The sequence below is a fragment of the Stenotrophomonas sp. PI_27 genome (assembly GCF_027854495.1).
Taxonomy (GTDB): domain Bacteria; phylum Pseudomonadota; class Gammaproteobacteria; order Xanthomonadales; family Xanthomonadaceae; genus Stenotrophomonas; species Stenotrophomonas pavanii.
This window is the reverse complement of record NZ_JAJNOF010000004.1, coordinates 304521-322823: the sequence shown is the minus strand read 5'-3', so window position 1 is coordinate 322823 and position 18303 is coordinate 304521. Positions and strand designations below refer to the sequence as shown.

The window sequence follows — 18303 nt, the reverse complement described above, 5'->3', positions numbered from 1 at the left end:
GCCACCGGCAGGCCGGCGGCGTACTGATCACGCCTTGGCCTGCTCCATCAGCACCACGAAGCGGTCGAACAGCGGACCGACGTCATGCGGGCCCGGCGACGCTTCCGGATGTCCCTGGAACGAGAACGCCGGCACGTCGGTGCGCGCGACGCCCTGGTTGGTGCCGTCGAACAGCGAACGGTGGGTCACGCGCAGGGTCGGCGGCAGGGTTGCTTCATCGATCGCGAAACCGTGGTTCTGCGAGGTGATCATCACCCGCCCGCTGTCCAGGTCCTGCACCGGGTGGTTGGCACCGTGGTGGCCGTGGCCCATCTTCATGGTCTGCGCGCCCGAGGCCAGGCCCAGCAGCTGGTGGCCCAGGCAGATGCCGAAGGTCGGGATCTTCACATCGATGAAGGTCTTGATCGCCTCGATGGCGTAGTCACACGGCTCCGGGTCACCCGGGCCGTTGGACAGGAACACGCCGTCCGGCTTCAGTGCCAGCACTTCGGCGGCCGGGGTCTGCGCCGGTACCACGGTCACTTCGCAGCCGCGCTCGGCCAGCATGCGCAGGATGTTGGTCTTCACGCCGAAGTCGTAGGCCACGACCTTGAACCGGGCCGGCACGCTGACGAAGGCATTGGCATCCAGGTCCAGCTGGCCCTCGGTCCAGGTGTAGGTCTTCTCGGTAGTGACGACCTTGGCCAGATCCATGCCCTTCAGGCCCGGGAACTTGCGGGCGGCTTCCAGTGCCTTTTCCACGTCGATGTCGCCGGCCATCAGCGCACCGTTCTGCGCGCCCTTCTCGCGCAGGATGCGGGTCAGCTTGCGGGTGTCGATGCCGGCGATGGCAACCACGCCACGCTGGATCAGCCAGTCCTGCAGCGACACCTGGCTGCGCCAGTTGCTGGGACGGCGCGGAACATCGCGCACGATCAGGCCGGCCGACCACACCTTGGACGCTTCATCATCCTGGTCGGTCATGCCGGTGTTGCCGATATGCGGATAGGTCAGCGTGACCATCTGCCGGGCGTAGGACGGGTCGGTCAGAACTTCCTGATAGCCGGTCATGGCGGTGTTGAACACCACCTCACCGACGGACAGGCCGGGCGCGCCTACGGATTCGCCCTCGAATACGGTGCCGTCTTCGAGGACGAGGATTGCGGCTTGGGTCACGGGAATCTCACTTTGGCTACCGAGGGGGCTGCCGAAGTCACGCCTGCGCTTCACGGAAATCCGGTTGCAAAAAAGCGCGGACGTACGGTCTGGGACCGGTCCGGCTTTCGTGATTCGGCGAGTGCGAATTGTAGCGCTGCCGGGGCGCTCGCGCCAGCGGTTATCGCGCTTCATGAACAGGCGATTGCGCATTCATTTCAATCCGGCGGCGTATGCGGCACCCGCTACCGGATAGTGCCGGCCGTTGGCCGGCAATCCCATTGGCGCCCCCGTAACCCAAGGTTGCCGGCCAGCGGCCGGCACTACCGCCTTACGCCAGCAGGTCCCGCACCCGGTAGCTGCCCGGGCCCCGGCCCTGCAGCTGGCGGGCGGCGAACAGGGCGCCGCGGGCGAAGATGTCGCGGTTGGTGGCCCGATGCACCAGCTCGATGCGCTCGCCCAGCCCGGTGAACTGGACCAGGTGCTCGCCGACGATGTCGCCGGCACGCAGGCTGGCGTAGTGCGGCTCCGCCCCGCCCCGCTGCGCGGCCGCACCCAGGGTCAGCGCGGTGCCCGACGGCGCGTCCTTCTTCTGGGTGTGGTGCGATTCGACGATGTCGCAGTCCCAGCCGGGCAGCGCCTGCGCCGCGCGCTCGACCAGCTCGTCCAGTACCGCCACGCCCAAGCTGAAGTTCGAGGCCCAGACCAGCGGAATCTTCGCCGCTGCCGCCTCCAGCGCCTGGCGCTGCGTGCTGGAGATGCCGGTGGTGCCCGACACCAGCCCGGCCCCACGCTCCACGCACAGCGCCAGCAGCGGGTCGAAGCCCTCCGGCAGGCTGAAGTCGATCGCCACGTCGAACACCGGCGCGCCGGGCAGTTCGCTGGCACCGAAGAACGGCACGCCGTCGACCACGCGCTGCGCCGGCGCACGGCCGGTCACCGCGGCCACGATCTGCAGGGTTTCGGGATGTTCGGCGGCCAGCCGCAGCAGGGCCTGGCCCATGCGCCCGGAGGCGCCGTGAATGAGCAATCGCAGGGGAGTCTGGTTCATGCCTGCAGGCTAGCGGCAGCACGCCCGCTCCGGCAAGCGCCATCGCTGTGACGCTGCATGCTCTTTGATTGAGGGCGCTCATTCCTCGCGACGCACGGTGTTGCCTGCGCGCAACTGTCAGGCCGTTCGACTCCGGCGGTGACGGGTTTGCCACTGGACGCGACAACGCTCCGCTTCAAGTCTGTGGCCCTCCCTTCAGCCGGGGCAACACCCATGAAATCCTCGACCGTCTTCAGCAAGTGCGCAAGGAAGACCGGCTTTGCCGGGACGTCGACGACCCGCTACCGCTTGTTGGATGCCGCGCTGCTTGTCGTGAATCACCAGCGTGCCAGCGAAAGCCGGGGCTTCTATGTGAATGCTGGACTCTACTTCCCAGAGCTGCTCGCGTATCCGCTCGCGCCTGACGATCTTGAAACGGCCTTCCGGTACCGCTCCAGCATTCCCACGCCCCATGTCGACTGGCGGATCGAAGAAACGCCGGGCCTGCGCCGGGCCTTCATCCAGCAGGATCTTGAAGATCTGCTCGAGGCCGGCAATCGCGACGCATTGAAGGCCCTGCTGCTCGATGCCCTGGCGGACGTGGCGGGTTTTGCGGCAGCCCATGGGAACAGGGAATCGGTGCGGCGATTGAACCGGGACGGGAACTTCCGGGCGATCATCCGCAGAGAGGTCTGAACACTGAGAGCGTGCGAACCAAGGTTTGCACCCACCGGGCGACCGCCGCCGAGCATGGCTCGACGCTACCTCTTGGTCGGCCCGCAGCTGTCGCAACCGCCACAGGCACCCGCACCGCCGCTCGCCGGCGGCGCGATCTTTCGCCCCAGCGCCTGCGCCCAGGCCGCGCGGCCCGGCTTCAGCAGGGCCAGCGCCAGCGCCCCGCGCAGCGTGCGCACGGTGCCGGGGAACTGCTTCTTCAGCACCACCCAGGCACTGACCAGCACGGCCACCGCGATGATCAGGTACTGGACCAGCAGACCGGTATCCATCAGCCGCCTCCCAGCGCCCTGGTCACTTGGTAGGTGATCAGCGCGGCCACATAGGCCGCCGCGAACAGGTAGAACGCCGCGAAGCCCATCTGCTTCCACGAGTTGGTCTCGCGCTTGATGGTGGCCAGCGTCGAGATGCACATCGGGGCGTAGATGTACCAGACCAGCAGCGACAGAGCCGTGGCCAGCGACCAGCCATCGCTGATCAACGGCGTCAGTGCCTGGCTGGCGGCATCGTCGTCGGCCGCCGACAGCGCATACACCGTCGCCAGCGACGACACCGCCACTTCACGCGCGGCCAGGCCCGGAATCAGCGCGATGCAGATCTGCCAGTTGAAGCCCAGCGGCGCGAAGAACACGGCCATCGCATGGCCGATCCGGCCCGCGTAGCTGTAGTCGATCGCCGGCAGGGTGGCATCGACCGGGGCCGCCGGGAACGACAGCAGCACCCACAGCAGGATGGTCAGCGCCAGGATGATGCCGCCGACGCGCTTGAGGAAGATCATGCCGCGCTCATACAGGCCCACCGCCAGGTCACGCACGTGCGGCAGCCGGTAGGACGGCAGCTCCAGCATCAGCGGGTGCTCGCTCTTGTCGCGGCGCCACTTCTTCATGATCCACGACATCGCCAGCGCACTGAGGATGCCGGCCGCGTACAGGCCGAACAGGACCAGGCCCTGCTGGTTGAATACCCCCCACACCGTCTTCTGCGGAATGAACGCACCGATCAGCAGCGCATACACCGGCAGGCGCGCCGAGCAGGTCATCAGCGGTGCGACCAGGATGGTGGCCAGGCGGTCACGCGGGTCCTGGATGCTGCGCGTGGACATGATGCCCGGCACCGCGCAGGCGAAGCTGGACAGCAGCGGGATGAACGAGCGGCCGGACAGGCCGGCGGCAGCCATCATGCGGTCGAGCAGGAACGCCGCACGCGGCAGGTAGCCGGATTCCTCCAGCACCAGGATGAAGAAGAACAGGATCAGGATCTGCGGCAGGAACACCACCACGCCACCGACGCCGGCGATGATGCCGTCCGTCAGCAGGCTGGCCAGCGGGCCCTCCGGCAACACGCCGCCAACGAAAGTACCGAGCCAGGCGAAGCCAGCCTCGATGCCGTCCATCAGCGGCGTCGCCCACGCGTACACCGCCTGGAAGATAAGGAACATCACCACCGCCAGGCTGATCAGCCCGAACACCGGGTGCAGCAGCCAGCGGTCCAGCGCGTCGTCGATCTTCGCGGTCCGCGCCGGCATCCGCACGGCGACTGACAGGATCTCGCGCACCCTGGCGTGGTAATCGATGCCACCTTCCGGGCCCGGCACCGGTGCATCCAGGTGCGGCACCATCGCGTCCAGGCGCTCGACCAGGGCCCTGGCCCCCTGCTTGCGCACCGCCACGGTCTCCACCACCGGTACGCCCAGCTCGCGCTCCAGCGCGGCCACGTCCACCTGGATGCCACGGCGCTGGGCCGCGTCGACCATGTTCAGGGCCACCACCATCGGCTTGCCCAGTTCGCGCAGCTCCAGCGCGAAGCGCAGGTGCAGGCGCAGGTTGGTGGCGTCGATCACGCACAGCAGCACGTCCGGCGCCGCCTCGCCCGGGTAGAAGCCCCGGCACAGGTCACGGGTGATCGCCTCGTCCAGGCTGGCCGGATGCAGGCTGTAGGCGCCCGGCAGGTCGAGCACGGCGAATTCACGGCCGGACGGCGCACGCAGGCGGCCTTCCTTGCGCTCGACGGTGACGCCGGTGTAGTTGGCGACTTTCTGCCGGCTGCCGGTCAGCTGGTTGAACAGCGCGGTCTTGCCACTGTTGGGGTTACCGACCAGCGCGATGCGCAGGGGGGCGGAGGAGGCAGTAGCGGTCATGCACGGCGTTCCTGACTGACGGCGTCGACCACGACGCGCTTGGCTTCACTGATCCGCAGCGCGAACCGGGTGAACCCGACTTGCACCAGCAGCGGCTCGCCCCCCACCGGACCCTTGGCCACCAGGCGTACTTCCTCGCCATTCACGAAACCCAGCTCGCGCAGGCGACGGGCAATGGCATCGTTGGCATGCAGGTCCTGCACGGACTCGACCACGGCCGAGGTGTGCAGCGGCAGTTCGGACAGCGTCATCTAGCGTGTTCTCTGCTGGATGTAAATGGTTCTCGATTCTAACATTCCCGCGTCGCGTCATGGCCCATGACCAACGGCCCGCTATGATCCATACAGGTACAGGTATGGAGTGACTCTGGAATCCCATGAACGATGCTTTGCAGATCGAGCGCCGCGGCGCCGTCCTCACCCTCTGGCTGAACCGGCCGGAGCTGCACAACGCCTTCGACGCCAGCCTGATCGCCCGGCTGACCGCCGCGCTGGAGGCCGCCGGGCGCGACGATTCGATCCGGGCCGTGGTGGTGGCCGGTCACGGCGCCTCCTTCTCGGCCGGTGCCGACATGCAGTGGATGCGCGGCATGGCGGCGGCCAGCGAAGCCGACAACCGTGAGGACTCGCTGGCCCTGGCACGGCTGATGCGCACCCTGGACGAGCTGCCCAGACCGACCCTGGCACGGGTCCACGGCGCGGCCTTCGGCGGCGGTGTCGGCCTGGTCGCCTGCTGCGACATCGCCATCGCCAGCACCTCGGCCCGCTTCGGCCTGACCGAAAGCCGCCTGGGCCTGCTGCCCGCCGTCATCTCCCCCTATGTGATCGAGGCCATCGGCCCCCGCCAGGCCCGTCGCTGGTTCGCCACCGGCGAGCACTTCGATGCCGACACCGCGCTGCGCATCGGCCTGGTCCATCAGCTGGTCGAGCCCGAGCGCCTGGACGAGGCGCTCGAACGCCAGCTGGCGCTGCTCGACAAGGCCGGCCCGATCGCCTCGTCCACCGCCAAGCAGCTGGTGCGGCAGGTCCGGGACAGCCATGACCGCGACGCCCTGGATCGCGATAATGCGGCCCTGATCGCGCGCCTGCGAGTCTCCGCCGAGGGCCAGGAAGGCCTGGGCGCCTTCCTCGACAAGCGCGCCCCCCATTGGGTCACGGAAGCCTGAACATGCTCGATCATCTTGGTTTGACCAGCGCCGACCTGGCGCGCAGCAAGACCTTCTTCCTGCAGGCGCTGGCGCCGCTGCAGATCGACGTGGTGATGGAAGTGAGCGCCGAACAGACCGGCGACCACGACCACGTCGGCTTCGGCAGCGACGGCAAGCCGTTCTTCTGGCTCGGCAATGGCGGCACCGCCAGCCACGGCGTGCACGTGGCCTTCGCCTGCGCCCGCCGCGCGCAGGTGGACGCCTTCCACGCCGTTGTCGCCGCCGGTGGCCGCGACAACGGCGCCCCGGGCCTGCGCCCGTGGTACCACCCGGATTACTACGCTGCCTTCGTGCTCGACCCGGACGGCAACAACATCGAGGCGGTCTGCCACCTCCCGGCCGATGGGGCAGCCGCATGAGCGATCATGTCCGCATCGTCGAGGTTGGCCCGCGTGACGGCCTGCAGAACGAAAAGCAGTCGGTGTCCACCACCGACAAGATCGAACTGATCAACCGCCTGTCGGCCACCGGCCTGCGCAGCATCGAGGCGACCAGTTTCGTCAGCCCGAAGTGGATCCCGCAGCTGGCAGACGCCGCCGAGGTCTACGCCGGCATCCAGCGCCGGCCCGGCATCCACTACCCGGTGCTGGTGCCGAACGAACAGGGCTACGACCGCGCCCGCGCGGTGGGCGTGGAGGAAGTGGCGGTGTTCACCGCTGCGTCCGAGGCCTTCAACCGCACCAACACCAATGCCGGCATCGACGAATCGCTGGCCAGGTTCGAGCCGATCCTGCGCCGCGCCGCCGCCGATGGCGTGCGCGTGCGCGGCTACGTCTCCACCGTGCTCGGCTGCCCTTACCAGGGCGAGGTGCCGCTGGCCGACGTGGTGCGGGTGGCGCGCGCGCTGCACCAGATGGGCTGTTACGAAATCTCGCTGGGCGACACCATCGGCGTCGGCACCCCGCGCAAGGCACGGGCGATGCTGCAGGCGGTCGCCGCCGAGATTCCGATGGACGCCTTGGCCGTGCACTTCCACGACACCTACGGCCAGGCCATCGCCAACATCGCCACCTGCCTGGAAGAAGGCGTGCGCGTGGTCGACAGCGCCGTGTCCGGTGCCGGTGGCTGCCCGTATGCGAAGGGGGCCAGCGGCAACGTCGCCAGCGAGGACGTGGTCTACCTGCTGCAGGGCCTGGGCCTGGACAGCGGCGTGGACCTGCCGGCACTGGCCGAGACCGGCCGCTGGCTGGCTGGCCTGCTCGGCCGCGCCACCGCCAGCCGCACCGGGCAGGCGCTGGCAGCGACCGGCTGAGCACCCCGCTGCGCCGCTCCTGCCGGGGCGGCGCAGTGCACAACGGCGGCGGTCGCCGCTTCCGTTAGAATCGGCGGTTCTCGAACCTGCAGGACCGTTCAATGCAGCTGTCTTCCGTACGTGCCGTGATCACTGGCGGCGTCTCCGGCCTCGGCCTGGCCGTGGCCCAGCACCTCGTCGCCCAGGGCGGCAAGGTGGCCCTGTTCGACCTCAACGATGACAAGGGCGCTGCCGCCGTCACCGCATTGGGTGCCGACAAGGCCCGCTATTTCAACGTCAACGTCAGCGATGAGTCGGCCGTGGCTGCGGCCATCGACCAGGCCCGCGATTTCCTCGGCGGCCTGAACGTGGCGATGAACTGTGCCGGCATCCTCGGCGCCGGCCGCGTGCTGGGCAAGGAAGGCCCGATGCCGCTGGCCGCTTTCCAGGGCACGGTGATGGTCAACCTGGTCGGCAGCTTCAACGTGGCCAAGGCCGCGGCCAACCGCATGCAGCACAACGACGCCGGCGAAGACGGCGAGCGCGGCGTGATCATCAACACCGCCAGCATCGCCGCCTATGAAGGCCAGATCGGCCAGGCCGCGTATGCGGCCAGCAAGGGCGGCGTGGTGTCGATGACGCTGCCGATGGCGCGCGAGCTGTCGCGCTTCGGCATCCGCGTCAACACCATCGCCCCGGGCGTGTTCTGGACGCCGATGGTCGATGGCATGCCCGAAGCCGTGCAGCAGTCGCTGGCCGCCTCGATCCCGTTCCCGTCGCGGCTGGGCAAGCCGGAAGACTTCGCCAGCCTGGTCGGCTTCATCCTCGGCAACACCTACCTCAACGGCGAGACCATCCGCCTGGACGGCGCCACCCGCCTCGCTCCGAAGTGATTCCCCCCGGGCGCCGGGACGGCGCCCTCCCCCAACGACCTAGATCACCATGAAAGCCAACGACATCAAGAAGGGCAACGTCGTCGAGTACAACAACGGCGTGTACCAGATCCGCGACATCGAGCGCAGCTCGCCGCAGGGTCGCGGCGGCAACGTGCGCTTCCGCTTCATCATGTACAGCGTGCCGGGCGGCAACAAGCTCGATGCCAGCTTCGATGCCGACGACAACCTGGTCGAGGTCGAACTGCTGCGCCGCCAGTCCACCTATTCGTACAAGGACGGCGATGCCTTCGTGTTCCTCGATGACGAGGACTACACCCCCTACACCCTGGACGCGGACGTGATCGGCGATGACGCCGGCTACATCACCGACGGCCTGACCGGCATCTACGTGCAGGTGATCGACGAGCAGCCGGTGGCGATCCAGCTGCCGGCCTCGGTGGTGCTGGAAGTGATCGAGACCCCGCCGGAACTGAAGGGCGGCACCGCGACCAAGCGCCCGAAGCCGGCCAAGCTCAACACTGGCATCGAGATCATGGTGCCGGAGTACATCGTCAACGGTGAACGCGTGCTGGTGAACACCGCCACCGGCGAATTCGCCGGTCGCGCCGACTAAGCGCTTTCGCTGATCGGCAGCCTGTCCCTGCCTGCGGCAAGTTCACCGCAGGCAGCGGGCAGCGCATCGGATGCAGCAGCCGTGTAGAGCCGAGCGCGGGCTCGGCTCCACAGGAAGCTTACGGCTGCTGTGTACCGAAGTTGCCGCAGCCGTGGTACTGGCGGGTGCCGATGGTCAGATTCACCTTGGCCTCGAACGCCTCGCCGCTCATGTCGTCCTGGCAGGAGGTGCGCTGGAAGCTGAGCTTGACGTCGGTGCCATCGGATGCTTTGCCGCTCCATCCGTCAGCGCCCTGGGTGGGCTGGGCGACGTCGAAGCGGCGCTCGCCATAATCGACTTCCACCTGCAGGCCCGGCGCGTCGCCATCGACGACCGCCAACCAGCCCGGCTCGTTGCCCGTGGCGCGGAACGCGGCCGTGCCCGCGCTGCCATCGCCTTCGGTCGCTTCGACCGCATGGCACTCGCGGTCCGTCTCGCCCTTCAGGCTCAACAGGCCGTCATCGCTGCCCTTGGTCCAGAAGCTGTTGCCCTGGCCATCGCTGTACTTGGCGCCGGATGCCGCGCGCTCGGAGGTCATGGCGAAGGTACGGTCGCCGATCACCACGGTCGCCGCATCCTCGCCATTGAAGGTCGCGCGCACGCCCAGGTCACCGCATTGATAGTCGGTCTCGCTGCCGCCGCCCTTGGCGCCGGGGTCCGGCTGCGGCGTGGCAGGCGGGGTGTCATTGCCGGCGGCGGGTGCCTGAGCCGGCTGGCACGCGGCCAGCACCAAGCCGAGGGAGGCCGCCAACAGACTGGGAACTACACGCATGGCTCGACTCCTTGTCGAAACTACAGAGACGCTCGACCCTACCACCTTGCGGTGAGCAGGGCCTGAAAGCGGCCTGACCGCACTCACGCGGCCAACACCGCCATCGACAGCAACCGGGCGCCGCTGTCTCCAGAACTGCAGGTCCAGACCCGCAGCAGGCGCAGTTTCAACTCGCGCTCCCGGCCCTGCCAATGCACCACCCCGTGCACATCGCCGGACAGCAACGCCAGGCGGCCACACAGCAGCGTTTCCACCGCGTGCAGGCGCAGGCTCCGCACCTGCAGGCCACCGGCACGCCACGCTCCCAGCCACGGCAGGTCGCGCATCCGGCCACCGTGGCCATCCATCATGAACAGGGCTGGCGATAGCAGCGTGGCCAGCGCATCGTGATCATTCTCCAGCAGTGCCGTGCACAGGCGCTGCTCCAGCGCCATCAACTGGGGCTCGTGCAGATCTTCAACGCTGTTGCGTTCCATCCACGGTTCCTTCCGGCATCGGCCGGCGCCTGCGCAGCCGCTGCGCGATCCACTGCCGCGCGCGCTGCACCACTACATAGAAGACCGGCACGAAGAACACCGCCAGCACGGTCGCACTGACCATGCCGCCGAACACACCGGTTCCAATCGCCTGCTGGGTTTCCTTCGACGCGCCCTGCGCAAGCATCAGCGGCACCACGCCCAGCGCGAACGCCAGCGAGGTCATCACGATCGGCCGCAGGCGCAGCCGCGCCGCCTCAAGCGCTGCTTCAACCAGGCCGCGACCCTGCTGCTGCAACTGGCGCGCGAACTCGACGATGAGGATCGCGTTCTTCGCCGACAGCCCGATCACGGTGATCATGCCGACCTTGAAGAACACGTCGTTGGGCATGCCACGCAACAGCACCGCAGCAACCGCACCGAGCAGGCCCAGTGGCACCACCAGCATCACCGCCAGCGGGATCGACCAGCTCTCGTACAGTGCCGCCAGCACCAGGAACACCACCAGCATCGACAGCAGCAACAACCACGGTGCCTGCTGTCCCGATTCGCGCTCCTGCAGCGACTGGCTGGTCCACTGCAGGGCAAAACCGGACGGCAGCTTGTGCGCCAACCGCTCCATCTCCGCCATGGCCTGGCCGGTCGATACGCCGGAGGCCGGTGCGCCGGACAGATTCAACGCCGGGAAGCCGAGATAGCGCTGCAGCTGCAGCGGCGCCTCGGTCCAGTGCGGGGTGACCAGCTCGGACAGCGCCACCATGCCGCCTTCGCTGTTGCGCACGTACAGCTTCAGCACATCCTCCAGTTCCATCCGGTGGGGTGCGTCGGCCTGCAGGATCACCTGCTGCAAGCGGCCCTTGTTGGGGAAATCGTTGACGTACTGCGAGCCCATCGCCGCCGACAGCGTGCTGCTGATGTGCTCGAAGCCCACCCCCATCGCCTCGGCCTTGGCCCGATCGATGTCCAGCCGCACGCTGGTGCCGGCCGGCAGGCCGTCGGCATGCACCTCCGACAGCAGCGGACTGGCCTCGGCCAGCTTCAACAGCTGCTGCAGGGCCGCGCGCAGTTCGGCCTGGCTCTGCCCGGTGCGCGCCTGCAGGGCCAGCGAGAAGCCGGACGATCGGCCCAGGCTGTCGATGGCGGGCGGCATCACGCTCATCACCTCGCCCTCGGCAACCGCCGCCATCGCCTTCTGCGCGGCCTCCACTTCGCCGGCCGCGGTGGCCCCTGCACGCTCACCCCAGTCCTTCAGCATCGTATAGGTCAGCGCTGCGCTCGGGCCGGAACCGGAGAAGCTGTAGCCGAGGATCGCCTGGTTGGAGCCGATGCCCGGCCGCGAGGCCACATGGCGTTCGTAGGCTTCGACCACCGCCAAGGTGCGTTCGGCCGTCGCCTCGGCCGGCAACTGGATCGAGGTCATGAAATAACCCTGGTCCTCCTCCGGCAGGAACGCGCCCGGCAGCCAGTGCAGGCCCAGCAGTAGCGCCACGACCAGCGCCGCGAACACGCCCATCACCCGCCCGCTCCGCTGCAGCACCGAAGCAACACCACGCTGGTAACGCCCGGTCATCCGCTCGAAGCCGCGATTGAAGGCACCGAACAACCCGCCGCGGCCATGATGGTCATGGGTGCTCGGGCGCAGCAGCGTCGCGCACAGCGCCGGGGTCAGGCTCAACGCCAGCAGCGCCGAGAACAGGATCGACACCGCCATCGCCACGGTGAACTGGCGGTAGATAGCGCCCACCGAGCCGCTGGCCAGCGCCATCGGGATGAACACCGCGGTCAGCACCAGGGTGATGCCGATCACCGCACCGGTCAGCTCGCGCATCGCCTTGAGGGTGGCCTCGCGCGGGGGCAGGCTCTCCTCGGCCATGATCCGTTCCACGCCTTCGACCACGACGATTGCATCATCGACGATGATGCCGATCGCCAGCACCATGCCGAACATGGTCAGCACGTTGATCGAGAAGCCCAGGGCCAGCATCACCGCGAAGGTCCCCAGCAGCGCGATCGGTGCCACCAGCGCTGGAATCAGCGTGTAGCGCCAGTTCTGCAGGAACAGGTACATCACCGCGAACACCAGCAGCATCGCCTCCAGCAGGGTCTGCACCACCTTCTGGATCGAGATCTTCACGAAGGGTGCGGTATCGAACGGAATGCTCGACTCCACCCCGCGCGGCAGCAGCGGTGCCAGCTCGGCCATCCGCTCGCGCACCGCCGCGGCCGTGCGCACCGCGTTCGCGCCCGGGCGCAGCTGCACGCCGGCGGCGGTGGCCGGGTGACCGTCCTCGCGGGTACCCCAGGCGTAGCTCTGCGCGCCCAGCTCGACGCGGGCGACATCGCCCAGCAGTACACGCGAACCGTCGGCCCCGGCGCGCAGCACGATGGCGGCGAACTGCTCCGGCGTGGACAGCTGGCCATCGGCGCTCAACGGCACGGTGATGCGCTGGCCCGGCACACCCGGCGAATCGCCGATGCGCCCCGGAGAGATCTCCAGGTTCTGCTGCTCGATGGCCGTGGCCACATCAGTGATGGTCAGGCCGTAACCGGTCAACCGGGCCGGGTCCAGCCACACGCGCATCGCCTGTTCGGCGCCGAACAGCTGCACGCGGCCGACGCCATCGATGCGGCGCAGCTCCTCGATGATGTTGCGGGCCATGAAGTCGCCCAGCGCCGCTTCGCTGACGCTGGCATCCGGTGAGCGCAGGCCGACCAGCATGAGGAAGCCGGAATCGGCGGCCTCCACGAACAGGCCGTTCTGGCGCACGCTGCGTGGCAGGCGTGGCTCGATCGCCTTGATCCGGTTCTGCACGTCCACCTGCGCCAGCTCCGGGTCGGTCCCCGGCTTGAAGGTGGCCGTGATCGACGCTTCACCGGAGGTATCCACCGACGATTCGAAGTACAGCAGATGCTTGACGCTGGACAGCTCGCGCTCGATCAGGCCGACCACGGCGTCGTTCAGCGTCTGCGGGCTGGCGCCCGGATAGCTGGCGTAGATGCTGACGCTGGGCGGCGCAACGGCCGGATAGCGCTCCACCGCCAGCCGCGGGATCGCCAGTACGCCGGCCAGGATGATGAAGATCGCCAGCACCCAGGCGAACACCGGGCGATCGATGAAAAAACGTGCCATGTTGGATTTCCCTGGAGGGACCGGCCCGGGAAAGGCTCAGCCCTGGCTGCCGGCCTGCACGGCACCGGCGCTGGCGACTGGCCTGTGCCAGTCGCGTGCATCGACCACCACGCCTTCCTGCAGGCGTTCCTGGCCCTCGACCACCACTTTCTCGCCCGCCTTCAGGCCAGAGCGCACCAGCCATTGCCGGTCGACGCTGCCGTCCACCTCCAGCGTGCGGATCACCGCCTTGCCGTCGCCGCCGATCACCCAGGCATAGGCCTGGCCACCGGCGCTGCGCAGGACCGCCTGCTGCGGCACGGTCAGGGCACTGGCCGGCGCGCCGCGTGGCACCCGCGCGCGCACGTACATGCCAGGCAGCAGCTGGCGGCGTGGGTTGTCGACCAGGATGCGGAGGATCACGTCTCCCGTTCGCGCATCGACGTTGATGCCGGAAAACAGCAGCGTGCCACGCTCGGGCAAGGGCTTGCCAGCGGCGCCGATGATCGTCACCGGCAGTTCGCCGGCACCGCCCGCACTGCGCTGCAGCGATTCCAGCTGCGCGGCGGGCTGCCGCACATCGACGTAGACCTGGTCGATCTGCTGCACCACCGCCATGGGCTCGGAATCGGCCACGTCGACCAGCGCGCCTTCGGTCACCAGCGCCTGGTCGATGCGACCGGCAATCGGTGCGCTGACCGTCGCATGGCGCAGGTCGAGCTGGCGACGCGCCAGGATGGCGCGTGCCTCGTTCACGGCGGCACGGGCCTGTTCGTAATCGGCGCTGGCGTCGTCGCGATGCTGCTGGCTGACCGCCTGCGCGGCGGCCAATGCATGCAGGCGCTGCGACTGAACGCGGCTGCGGGCCAGCGCGGCCTCAGTGCGCTGCAGCGCGGCCAATGCCGAATCGACATCGGCACGGAACGCTGCCGGGTCGATCTGGAACAGGGCCTGGCCGGCACTGACTTCCGCGCCCTGTTCGAACAGGCGCCGCTGCACGATGCCGCCCACCTGGGCTCGGATCTGCGCGGTGCGCACCGCCGCCACGCGGCCGGGCAGTTCGTCATCGCGCTGCACCACCTGCGGACCCACGCTCACCACGCTGACACGCGGCGCCGGTTCCGGGGTGGCTTCGGGGGAGGAGCAGGCCGTCATGGCCAAGGCAAGGGCCGCGATCAACGCGACCGGAGTCCTGAAGGTTCTCATTGCTGTGCACAATGCCGCGCAGGCGGCGGATAGGTTCTGAAGCGCGCAGTGTGCGTGGCGATGATGGGGTTTCGATGGAGGAAGTGTGGAGATACGATGGAGGCAAGCACCTTACGGCCCCGCCCTGCATGCATGCCTCACCCGCCCTCGCCGCCCTCGTCCTGATTGTCGAGGATGAGGTCGAGATCGCCGACATCCTTACCGCCTACCTGGAACGCGAAGGCCTGCGTACCCTGCGTGCCGCCGATGGCCACAGCGCACTGGATCTGCATCGCAGCGCCCGCCCCGACCTGGTCCTGCTCGATGTGCAGCTGCCGCGCCTGGATGGCTGGAGCGTACTGACCCAGCTGCGCCAGCGTGGCGAGACGCCGGTGATCATGCTGACCGCATTGGACCAGGACCTGGACAAGCTGACCGCGCTGCGGATGGGCGCCGACGACTACGTGGTCAAGCCGTTCAACCCGGCCGAGGTGGCCGCGCGCGTGCGCGCCGTGCTGCGGCGGACGTTGCGGGCCTCGCGGGTGGATGCACCCACTGCGCTGCGGGTCGGCCCACTGCTGATCGATTCGGCCACCCATGCCGTGCACGTCGAGGGCGAAGGCTACAGCCATGAAGTACTGCTCACCCTCACCGAGTTCAAGCTGCTGCACTGCATGGCGCTGGCGCCCACGCGCATCTTCAGCCGTAGCGAACTGATGCATGAATGCCTGCCGGAAAGCGAAGCGCTGGAGCGCACCGTCGACAGCCATGTCAGCAAGCTGCGCCGCAAGCTCGACGAAGTGGGCATGGTCAACGTGCCGGCCAGCGTGCGCGGCGTCGGCTACCGGCTGATGGCCGACCGCTGATGGCCCGCCTGCGCCGCTCCGGGCTCAGCCGCCACATCATCGTGTCGATGTCGCTGATGGTGATCGGCGTCATCGTGATGATGATCCTGTCGTCGTGGCTGCTGTATGCGGTGCTGGTCGAATTCTTCCCCGGCAGCACCGAAGAGCCCGAAAGCTGGCTGCCGACCGGGCCGGAGCTGGCATGGATGGTCGGCGTGATCCTGACCGGACTGGCGCTGGCCCTCGCTGCTTCATTCCGCCTGGCCCATCGCATCCTGTCGCCGTTGAATTCGGTGGTGGACAGCGTGCGCGCGCTTGCCGGCGGCGACCTCGGCGCACGTGCCAGCGCCGAGGAGAATTCCCCCGGCGAAGTGGCCACCCTGGTCGAGGATTTCAACGCAATGGCGCGCCGCCTGCAGCACATGGAGAGCGAGCGCGCGATGTGGCACGCGGCCATCGCCCATGAGCTGCGCACGCCGGTGACGATCCTGCGTGGTCGCCTGCAGGGGCTGGCCGAGGGTGTGTTCCAGCCGGACGAGTCGCAGTTCCGCAGCCTGCTTGCGCAGGTCGAAGGACTGTCGCGCCTGATCGAGGACCTGCGCGTGCTGAGCCTGTCCGACAACGCACGGCTGGATGTACGCCGCGCGCGCACCGACGTGGTGGCCGAGGTGCACTCGGTGATGACGTTGGTCGACCCGCAGTTCCGCGCCGCCGGTTTCGTGCTCGAACTGGAAACCACCCGTGAGGAGCACAACGCGCACTGTGATCCCACGCGCCTGCGCCAGGCGTTGCTGGCATTGCTGGAGAACGCGCGCCGCTATGCCAGCCCGGGCAAGGTGCGCATCGCCGTGCATGACACGCCGGGCCACGTGCAGGTGGCAATCGAGGATGAGGGCCCGGGCATCGATCCGGCACTGCACGCGGACATCTTCACGCCGTTCACGCGCGCCGACGGCTCGCGCTCACGCCAGGGCGGTGGCAGCGGGCTGGGCCTGGCGGTGGTCAAGGCGATTGCCGATGCGCACGGTGGCCAAGCCTACTGCACGCCGGGCAGCGCCGGCGGCAGTCGCTTCGTCATCGAACTGCCGCGCCAGTAGCCGGAGCCGCGGCCTGTGCCCGCAGCCGTGCACCGAGCGCGGCCAGGTTCGCGTCGATCGCATCCATTTCCTCGCGTTGCCGCACCGGCAGCTGCTGGCGCAGCCGCGAACGCAAGGCCTGCCATGCCGGTACGGCCTGTGCGCTGGCCGTGGCCACGGCCGTGGACAGCAGTGCCTGCTCGTCGGCCAGCGGCAACCCGTAGCCGCCATCCTGCAGCAGCGTACCGGGGCGCAGCCATTGCCCGCCCTGCTCCAGCAACGCGCGCAGGCTGCGGGTTTCTGCGCTGTCCGGCGCCGCCAGCAGCTGCCGCTTGAGCACGTCGCGCGCGCGCAGCTCGGCGCGCCGCTGCGCGGCCTGTTCCAGCAGAAGCAGGCCGGCACTGGCGCGCAGGTCACCCTGCAGCAGCCACGGCGCGCGCTGCCGTGCCGGCAGCTTCAGCCAGCCGTGCACATCACGGGCGGGCAAGGCCAGCTGCGCCGCCGCCACTGCGAACAACTGCTGGTACTGGTCGCGCGCCGAAGCGAAGTAATACCCCTGCGCCTGTGCTGCGCTGCGATCGGCCAGCACGCGCTCATCGAGCGCATCCAGCCGTACCAGTCGCCGTTTCAGGCCACGCGGGCTCAGCTGGGCCAGCCCGGCCTCGCCCAGCCGTGGCACACCGGCCTGCAGCAGCTTCGCGGTTTCCACTGCGCAGTTGTTGCTGACGAAGTAATAGCGCCCGTCATAGCTCCAGTGCACCTGGGCGGTCCGCTCCAGAAGGCTGGCGATCTCCTCGCGGTGCAGCCGCAACGGCAGCGACTGCAGCCCGCGCAGTTCCACCTTGGTGTATTCGTCCACCACCTGCTGCAGCGGCAGCACGAACAGGCGCGACGGGTAGCCGCCGGTGAGGCCGCGCCAGTTGGATATCTGCACGTCGCCGACGAAGGCGCGGAAGGACAACACGCGGTGGTGCTCCAGGTCCAGGCGGCAGTCCGGTCCCGGCGCGCGGCCCGGTTTGCAGATCACCAGCCGCAGCATGCTGTGCCCCCAGCGGCTCATCGGCTGCGCACTGCCTTCGGCGAACAGGTAGTCCACGGCGTAGACGCGGGCGGGATCGAGCTGCAGCAGCGATGCCGCGCCCTCTTCCGATTCGGCCTGCAGCAACGGCAACGCTGCGGCACACTGCGGTTGCGGCAGCGAGGGCGGCGCTCCGAAGTGGGCCTGGTACCACTGCGCCAGCGCCGGGCGCCGGCAGGCGAACGTGCTGTCGAGCACGAAGTGCTCGGCGTTCACCGCCAGGTATTCGGCGGGGTCCTTCCGTTCATAGGCATCGGGGCTGCGGTCACGGAAATCGTTGTCGCCACGACCGAGGTGCCAGGGTTTGCGCTGCCAACCGGCCAGGTCACGCCAGCGCGCACTGCGCGACCAGTTCGCGCCGCCGCGGTCGGCAACGTGGGTCAGCTCATGCACCAGCGCGCTGCGTCGCGCGCGCCGCGCACCCGGCACCGCCTCGTCCAGCAGGTCGCGGCGCAGCGCGATGCGCCCGCCGAAGGCACGGCCATGTACATCGACCGGCAGGTCATCGCTCCAGCGCACCTGGACCTGCGCCGGCAATGCGCGCAGCAGGCCCTCGGGCAGCAATGACTGCACATCGGCGAGCGTCTGCGACGCCGCCTGCCGTTGGGCAGGGCTCAACCCTGCCGGGTCCAGCTGCAGGCGATCAGCTGCGTGCGCGACGTGGGCGGCCAGCAGTAGAGCCACGCCATGCGTGGCGGCGTTCCGTACAGATGTCATGCAGTTGCCAGCCAGCGGCCGGC

Annotated in this window: 18 protein-coding genes; 8 read left to right on the top strand and 10 right to left on the bottom strand. The window is 68.6% G+C overall.

Going from position 1 to position 18303, the window contains the following annotated elements:
* Positions 1 to 27: 27 nt before the first annotated feature.
* A complete protein-coding gene (carA, locus tag LRM18_RS07515; RefSeq protein ID WP_049464327.1) occupies positions 28 to 1155 on the bottom strand; it encodes a glutamine-hydrolyzing carbamoyl-phosphate synthase small subunit in 1128 nt (375 codons plus the stop codon).
* A gap of 310 nt (positions 1156 to 1465) precedes the next feature.
* The gene (dapB, locus tag LRM18_RS07510) at positions 1466 to 2185 is read right to left on the bottom strand and encodes a 4-hydroxy-tetrahydrodipicolinate reductase (RefSeq protein ID WP_074726322.1); all 720 of its coding nucleotides are present in this window, start codon (positions 2183 to 2185) and stop codon (positions 1466 to 1468) included.
* Between the two features lie 213 nt (positions 2186 to 2398).
* On the opposite strand from dapB, the gene LRM18_RS07505 reads away from it, so the two are divergent.
* Positions 2399 to 2860: a DUF4304 domain-containing protein gene (locus LRM18_RS07505; RefSeq protein ID WP_270953070.1), complete on the top strand. Its 462-nt coding sequence runs from the start codon at positions 2399 to 2401 to the stop codon at positions 2858 to 2860.
* Positions 2861 to 2925: 65 nt separating this feature from the next.
* Here LRM18_RS07505 and LRM18_RS07500 read toward each other — a convergent pair whose 3' ends face one another.
* Genes LRM18_RS07500 through LRM18_RS07490 form a run of 3 tightly spaced genes read right to left on the bottom strand, consistent with a single transcriptional unit; the run spans position 2926 to position 5287 of the window.
* Positions 2926 to 3171, bottom strand: coding sequence for a DUF6587 family protein (locus LRM18_RS07500; protein WP_270953068.1), 246 nt, complete (start codon positions 3169 to 3171; stop codon positions 2926 to 2928).
* Positions 3171 to 5036, bottom strand: coding sequence for a ferrous iron transporter B (locus LRM18_RS07495; protein WP_270953066.1), 1866 nt, complete (start codon positions 5034 to 5036; stop codon positions 3171 to 3173). The genes LRM18_RS07500 and LRM18_RS07495 overlap by 1 nt, the downstream gene beginning before the upstream one ends.
* Positions 5033 to 5287 (bottom strand): FeoA family protein, encoded by a 255-nt coding sequence (locus LRM18_RS07490; RefSeq protein ID WP_049464336.1) that lies wholly within the window; start codon positions 5285 to 5287, stop codon positions 5033 to 5035. The genes LRM18_RS07495 and LRM18_RS07490 overlap by 4 nt, the downstream gene beginning before the upstream one ends.
* Before the next feature lie 125 nt (positions 5288 to 5412).
* Here LRM18_RS07490 and LRM18_RS07485 point away from each other — a divergent pair, with 125 nt between their 5' ends.
* The 5 genes from LRM18_RS07485 to yeiP all read left to right on the top strand — a co-directional run bounded on the left by LRM18_RS07485 (position 5413) and on the right by yeiP (position 8983).
* The gene (locus tag LRM18_RS07485; RefSeq protein ID WP_150826554.1) at positions 5413 to 6201 is read left to right on the top strand and encodes an enoyl-CoA hydratase/isomerase family protein; all 789 of its coding nucleotides are present in this window, start codon (positions 5413 to 5415) and stop codon (positions 6199 to 6201) included.
* A 2-nt stretch (positions 6202 to 6203) separates the two neighbouring features.
* Positions 6204 to 6602 carry a VOC family protein gene (locus tag LRM18_RS07480; RefSeq protein ID WP_270953063.1) on the top strand — a complete coding sequence of 133 codons (399 nt, stop codon included), beginning with the start codon at positions 6204 to 6206 and terminating at the stop codon, positions 6600 to 6602.
* A complete protein-coding gene (locus tag LRM18_RS07475; RefSeq protein WP_270953060.1) occupies positions 6599 to 7495 on the top strand; it encodes a hydroxymethylglutaryl-CoA lyase in 897 nt (298 codons plus the stop codon). The genes LRM18_RS07480 and LRM18_RS07475 overlap by 4 nt, the downstream gene beginning before the upstream one ends.
* Positions 7496 to 7596: 101 nt before the next feature.
* Positions 7597 to 8367 (top strand): SDR family NAD(P)-dependent oxidoreductase, encoded by a 771-nt coding sequence (locus LRM18_RS07470; protein WP_270953058.1) that lies wholly within the window; start codon positions 7597 to 7599, stop codon positions 8365 to 8367.
* A 49-nt stretch (positions 8368 to 8416) separates the two neighbouring features.
* The gene (yeiP, locus tag LRM18_RS07465) at positions 8417 to 8983 is read left to right on the top strand and encodes an elongation factor P-like protein YeiP (RefSeq protein WP_005409468.1); all 567 of its coding nucleotides are present in this window, start codon (positions 8417 to 8419) and stop codon (positions 8981 to 8983) included.
* Between the two features lie 118 nt (positions 8984 to 9101).
* On the opposite strand, the gene LRM18_RS07460 is transcribed toward yeiP, so the two are convergent.
* From LRM18_RS07460 to LRM18_RS07445, 4 genes are all read right to left on the bottom strand, one after another.
* The gene (locus LRM18_RS07460; RefSeq protein ID WP_270953032.1) at positions 9102 to 9794 is read right to left on the bottom strand and encodes an MliC family protein; all 693 of its coding nucleotides are present in this window, start codon (positions 9792 to 9794) and stop codon (positions 9102 to 9104) included.
* 83 nt (positions 9795 to 9877) lie between these two features.
* A complete protein-coding gene (locus LRM18_RS07455; protein ID WP_182067374.1) occupies positions 9878 to 10270 on the bottom strand; it encodes a nuclear transport factor 2 family protein in 393 nt (130 codons plus the stop codon).
* Positions 10251 to 13400 carry a multidrug efflux RND transporter permease subunit gene (locus LRM18_RS07450; RefSeq protein ID WP_270953028.1) on the bottom strand — a complete coding sequence of 1050 codons (3150 nt, stop codon included), beginning with the start codon at positions 13398 to 13400 and terminating at the stop codon, positions 10251 to 10253. Before LRM18_RS07450 ends, LRM18_RS07455 begins: the two co-directional genes overlap by 20 nt.
* 36 nt (positions 13401 to 13436) lie before the next feature.
* Positions 13437 to 14585 (bottom strand): efflux RND transporter periplasmic adaptor subunit, encoded by a 1149-nt coding sequence (locus tag LRM18_RS07445; RefSeq protein WP_270953026.1) that lies wholly within the window; start codon positions 14583 to 14585, stop codon positions 13437 to 13439.
* A gap of 128 nt (positions 14586 to 14713) precedes the next feature.
* Between LRM18_RS07445 and LRM18_RS07440 the strand changes: the two genes are divergently transcribed.
* Together LRM18_RS07440 and LRM18_RS07435 are read left to right on the top strand one after the other, a co-directional pair.
* The gene (locus tag LRM18_RS07440; protein WP_049468695.1) at positions 14714 to 15430 is read left to right on the top strand and encodes a response regulator; all 717 of its coding nucleotides are present in this window, start codon (positions 14714 to 14716) and stop codon (positions 15428 to 15430) included.
* Entirely contained in the window at positions 15430 to 16506 is a 1077-nt protein-coding gene (locus tag LRM18_RS07435; protein WP_270953022.1) for an ATP-binding protein, read from the top strand. Before LRM18_RS07440 ends, LRM18_RS07435 begins: the two co-directional genes overlap by 1 nt.
* On the opposite strand, the gene LRM18_RS07430 is transcribed toward LRM18_RS07435, so the two are convergent.
* Positions 16484 to 18280, bottom strand: a complete 1797-nt coding sequence (locus LRM18_RS07430) for a DUF4105 domain-containing protein (RefSeq protein ID WP_270953020.1) — start codon at positions 18278 to 18280, stop codon at positions 16484 to 16486. The two genes, LRM18_RS07435 and LRM18_RS07430, sit on opposite strands and share 23 nt — an antisense overlap.
* Between the last annotated feature and the right edge of the window lie 23 nt (positions 18281 to 18303).

What these genes read in the sequence shown, in the direction of transcription:
- dapB (WP_074726322.1), bottom strand. Translation starts at nt 2,185, where the DNA reads ATGAACCAGACTCCCCTGCGATTGCTCATTCACGGCGCCTCCGGGCGC.
- LRM18_RS07505 (WP_270953070.1), top strand. Translation starts at nt 2,399, where the DNA reads ATGAAATCCTCGACCGTCTTCAGCAAGTGCGCAAGGAAGACCGGCTTT.
- LRM18_RS07500 (WP_270953068.1), bottom strand. Translation starts at nt 3,171, where the DNA reads ATGGATACCGGTCTGCTGGTCCAGTACCTGATCATCGCGGTGGCCGTG.
- LRM18_RS07495 (WP_270953066.1), bottom strand. Translation starts at nt 5,036, where the DNA reads ATGACCGCTACTGCCTCCTCCGCCCCCCTGCGCATCGCGCTGGTCGGT.
- LRM18_RS07490 (WP_049464336.1), bottom strand. Translation starts at nt 5,287, where the DNA reads ATGACGCTGTCCGAACTGCCGCTGCACACCTCGGCCGTGGTCGAGTCC.
- LRM18_RS07485 (WP_150826554.1), top strand. Translation starts at nt 5,413, where the DNA reads ATGAACGATGCTTTGCAGATCGAGCGCCGCGGCGCCGTCCTCACCCTC.
- LRM18_RS07480 (WP_270953063.1), top strand. Translation starts at nt 6,204, where the DNA reads ATGCTCGATCATCTTGGTTTGACCAGCGCCGACCTGGCGCGCAGCAAG.
- LRM18_RS07475 (WP_270953060.1), top strand. Translation starts at nt 6,599, where the DNA reads ATGAGCGATCATGTCCGCATCGTCGAGGTTGGCCCGCGTGACGGCCTG.
- LRM18_RS07470 (WP_270953058.1), top strand. Translation starts at nt 7,597, where the DNA reads ATGCAGCTGTCTTCCGTACGTGCCGTGATCACTGGCGGCGTCTCCGGC.
- yeiP (WP_005409468.1), top strand. Translation starts at nt 8,417, where the DNA reads ATGAAAGCCAACGACATCAAGAAGGGCAACGTCGTCGAGTACAACAAC.
- LRM18_RS07460 (WP_270953032.1), bottom strand. Translation starts at nt 9,794, where the DNA reads ATGCGTGTAGTTCCCAGTCTGTTGGCGGCCTCCCTCGGCTTGGTGCTG.
- LRM18_RS07455 (WP_182067374.1), bottom strand. Translation starts at nt 10,270, where the DNA reads ATGGAACGCAACAGCGTTGAAGATCTGCACGAGCCCCAGTTGATGGCG.
- LRM18_RS07450 (WP_270953028.1), bottom strand. Translation starts at nt 13,400, where the DNA reads ATGGCACGTTTTTTCATCGATCGCCCGGTGTTCGCCTGGGTGCTGGCG.
- LRM18_RS07445 (WP_270953026.1), bottom strand. Translation starts at nt 14,585, where the DNA reads ATGAGAACCTTCAGGACTCCGGTCGCGTTGATCGCGGCCCTTGCCTTG.
- LRM18_RS07440 (WP_049468695.1), top strand. Translation starts at nt 14,714, where the DNA reads ATGCATGCCTCACCCGCCCTCGCCGCCCTCGTCCTGATTGTCGAGGAT.
- LRM18_RS07435 (WP_270953022.1), top strand. Translation starts at nt 15,430, where the DNA reads ATGGCCCGCCTGCGCCGCTCCGGGCTCAGCCGCCACATCATCGTGTCG.
- LRM18_RS07430 (WP_270953020.1), bottom strand. Translation starts at nt 18,280, where the DNA reads ATGACATCTGTACGGAACGCCGCCACGCATGGCGTGGCTCTACTGCTG.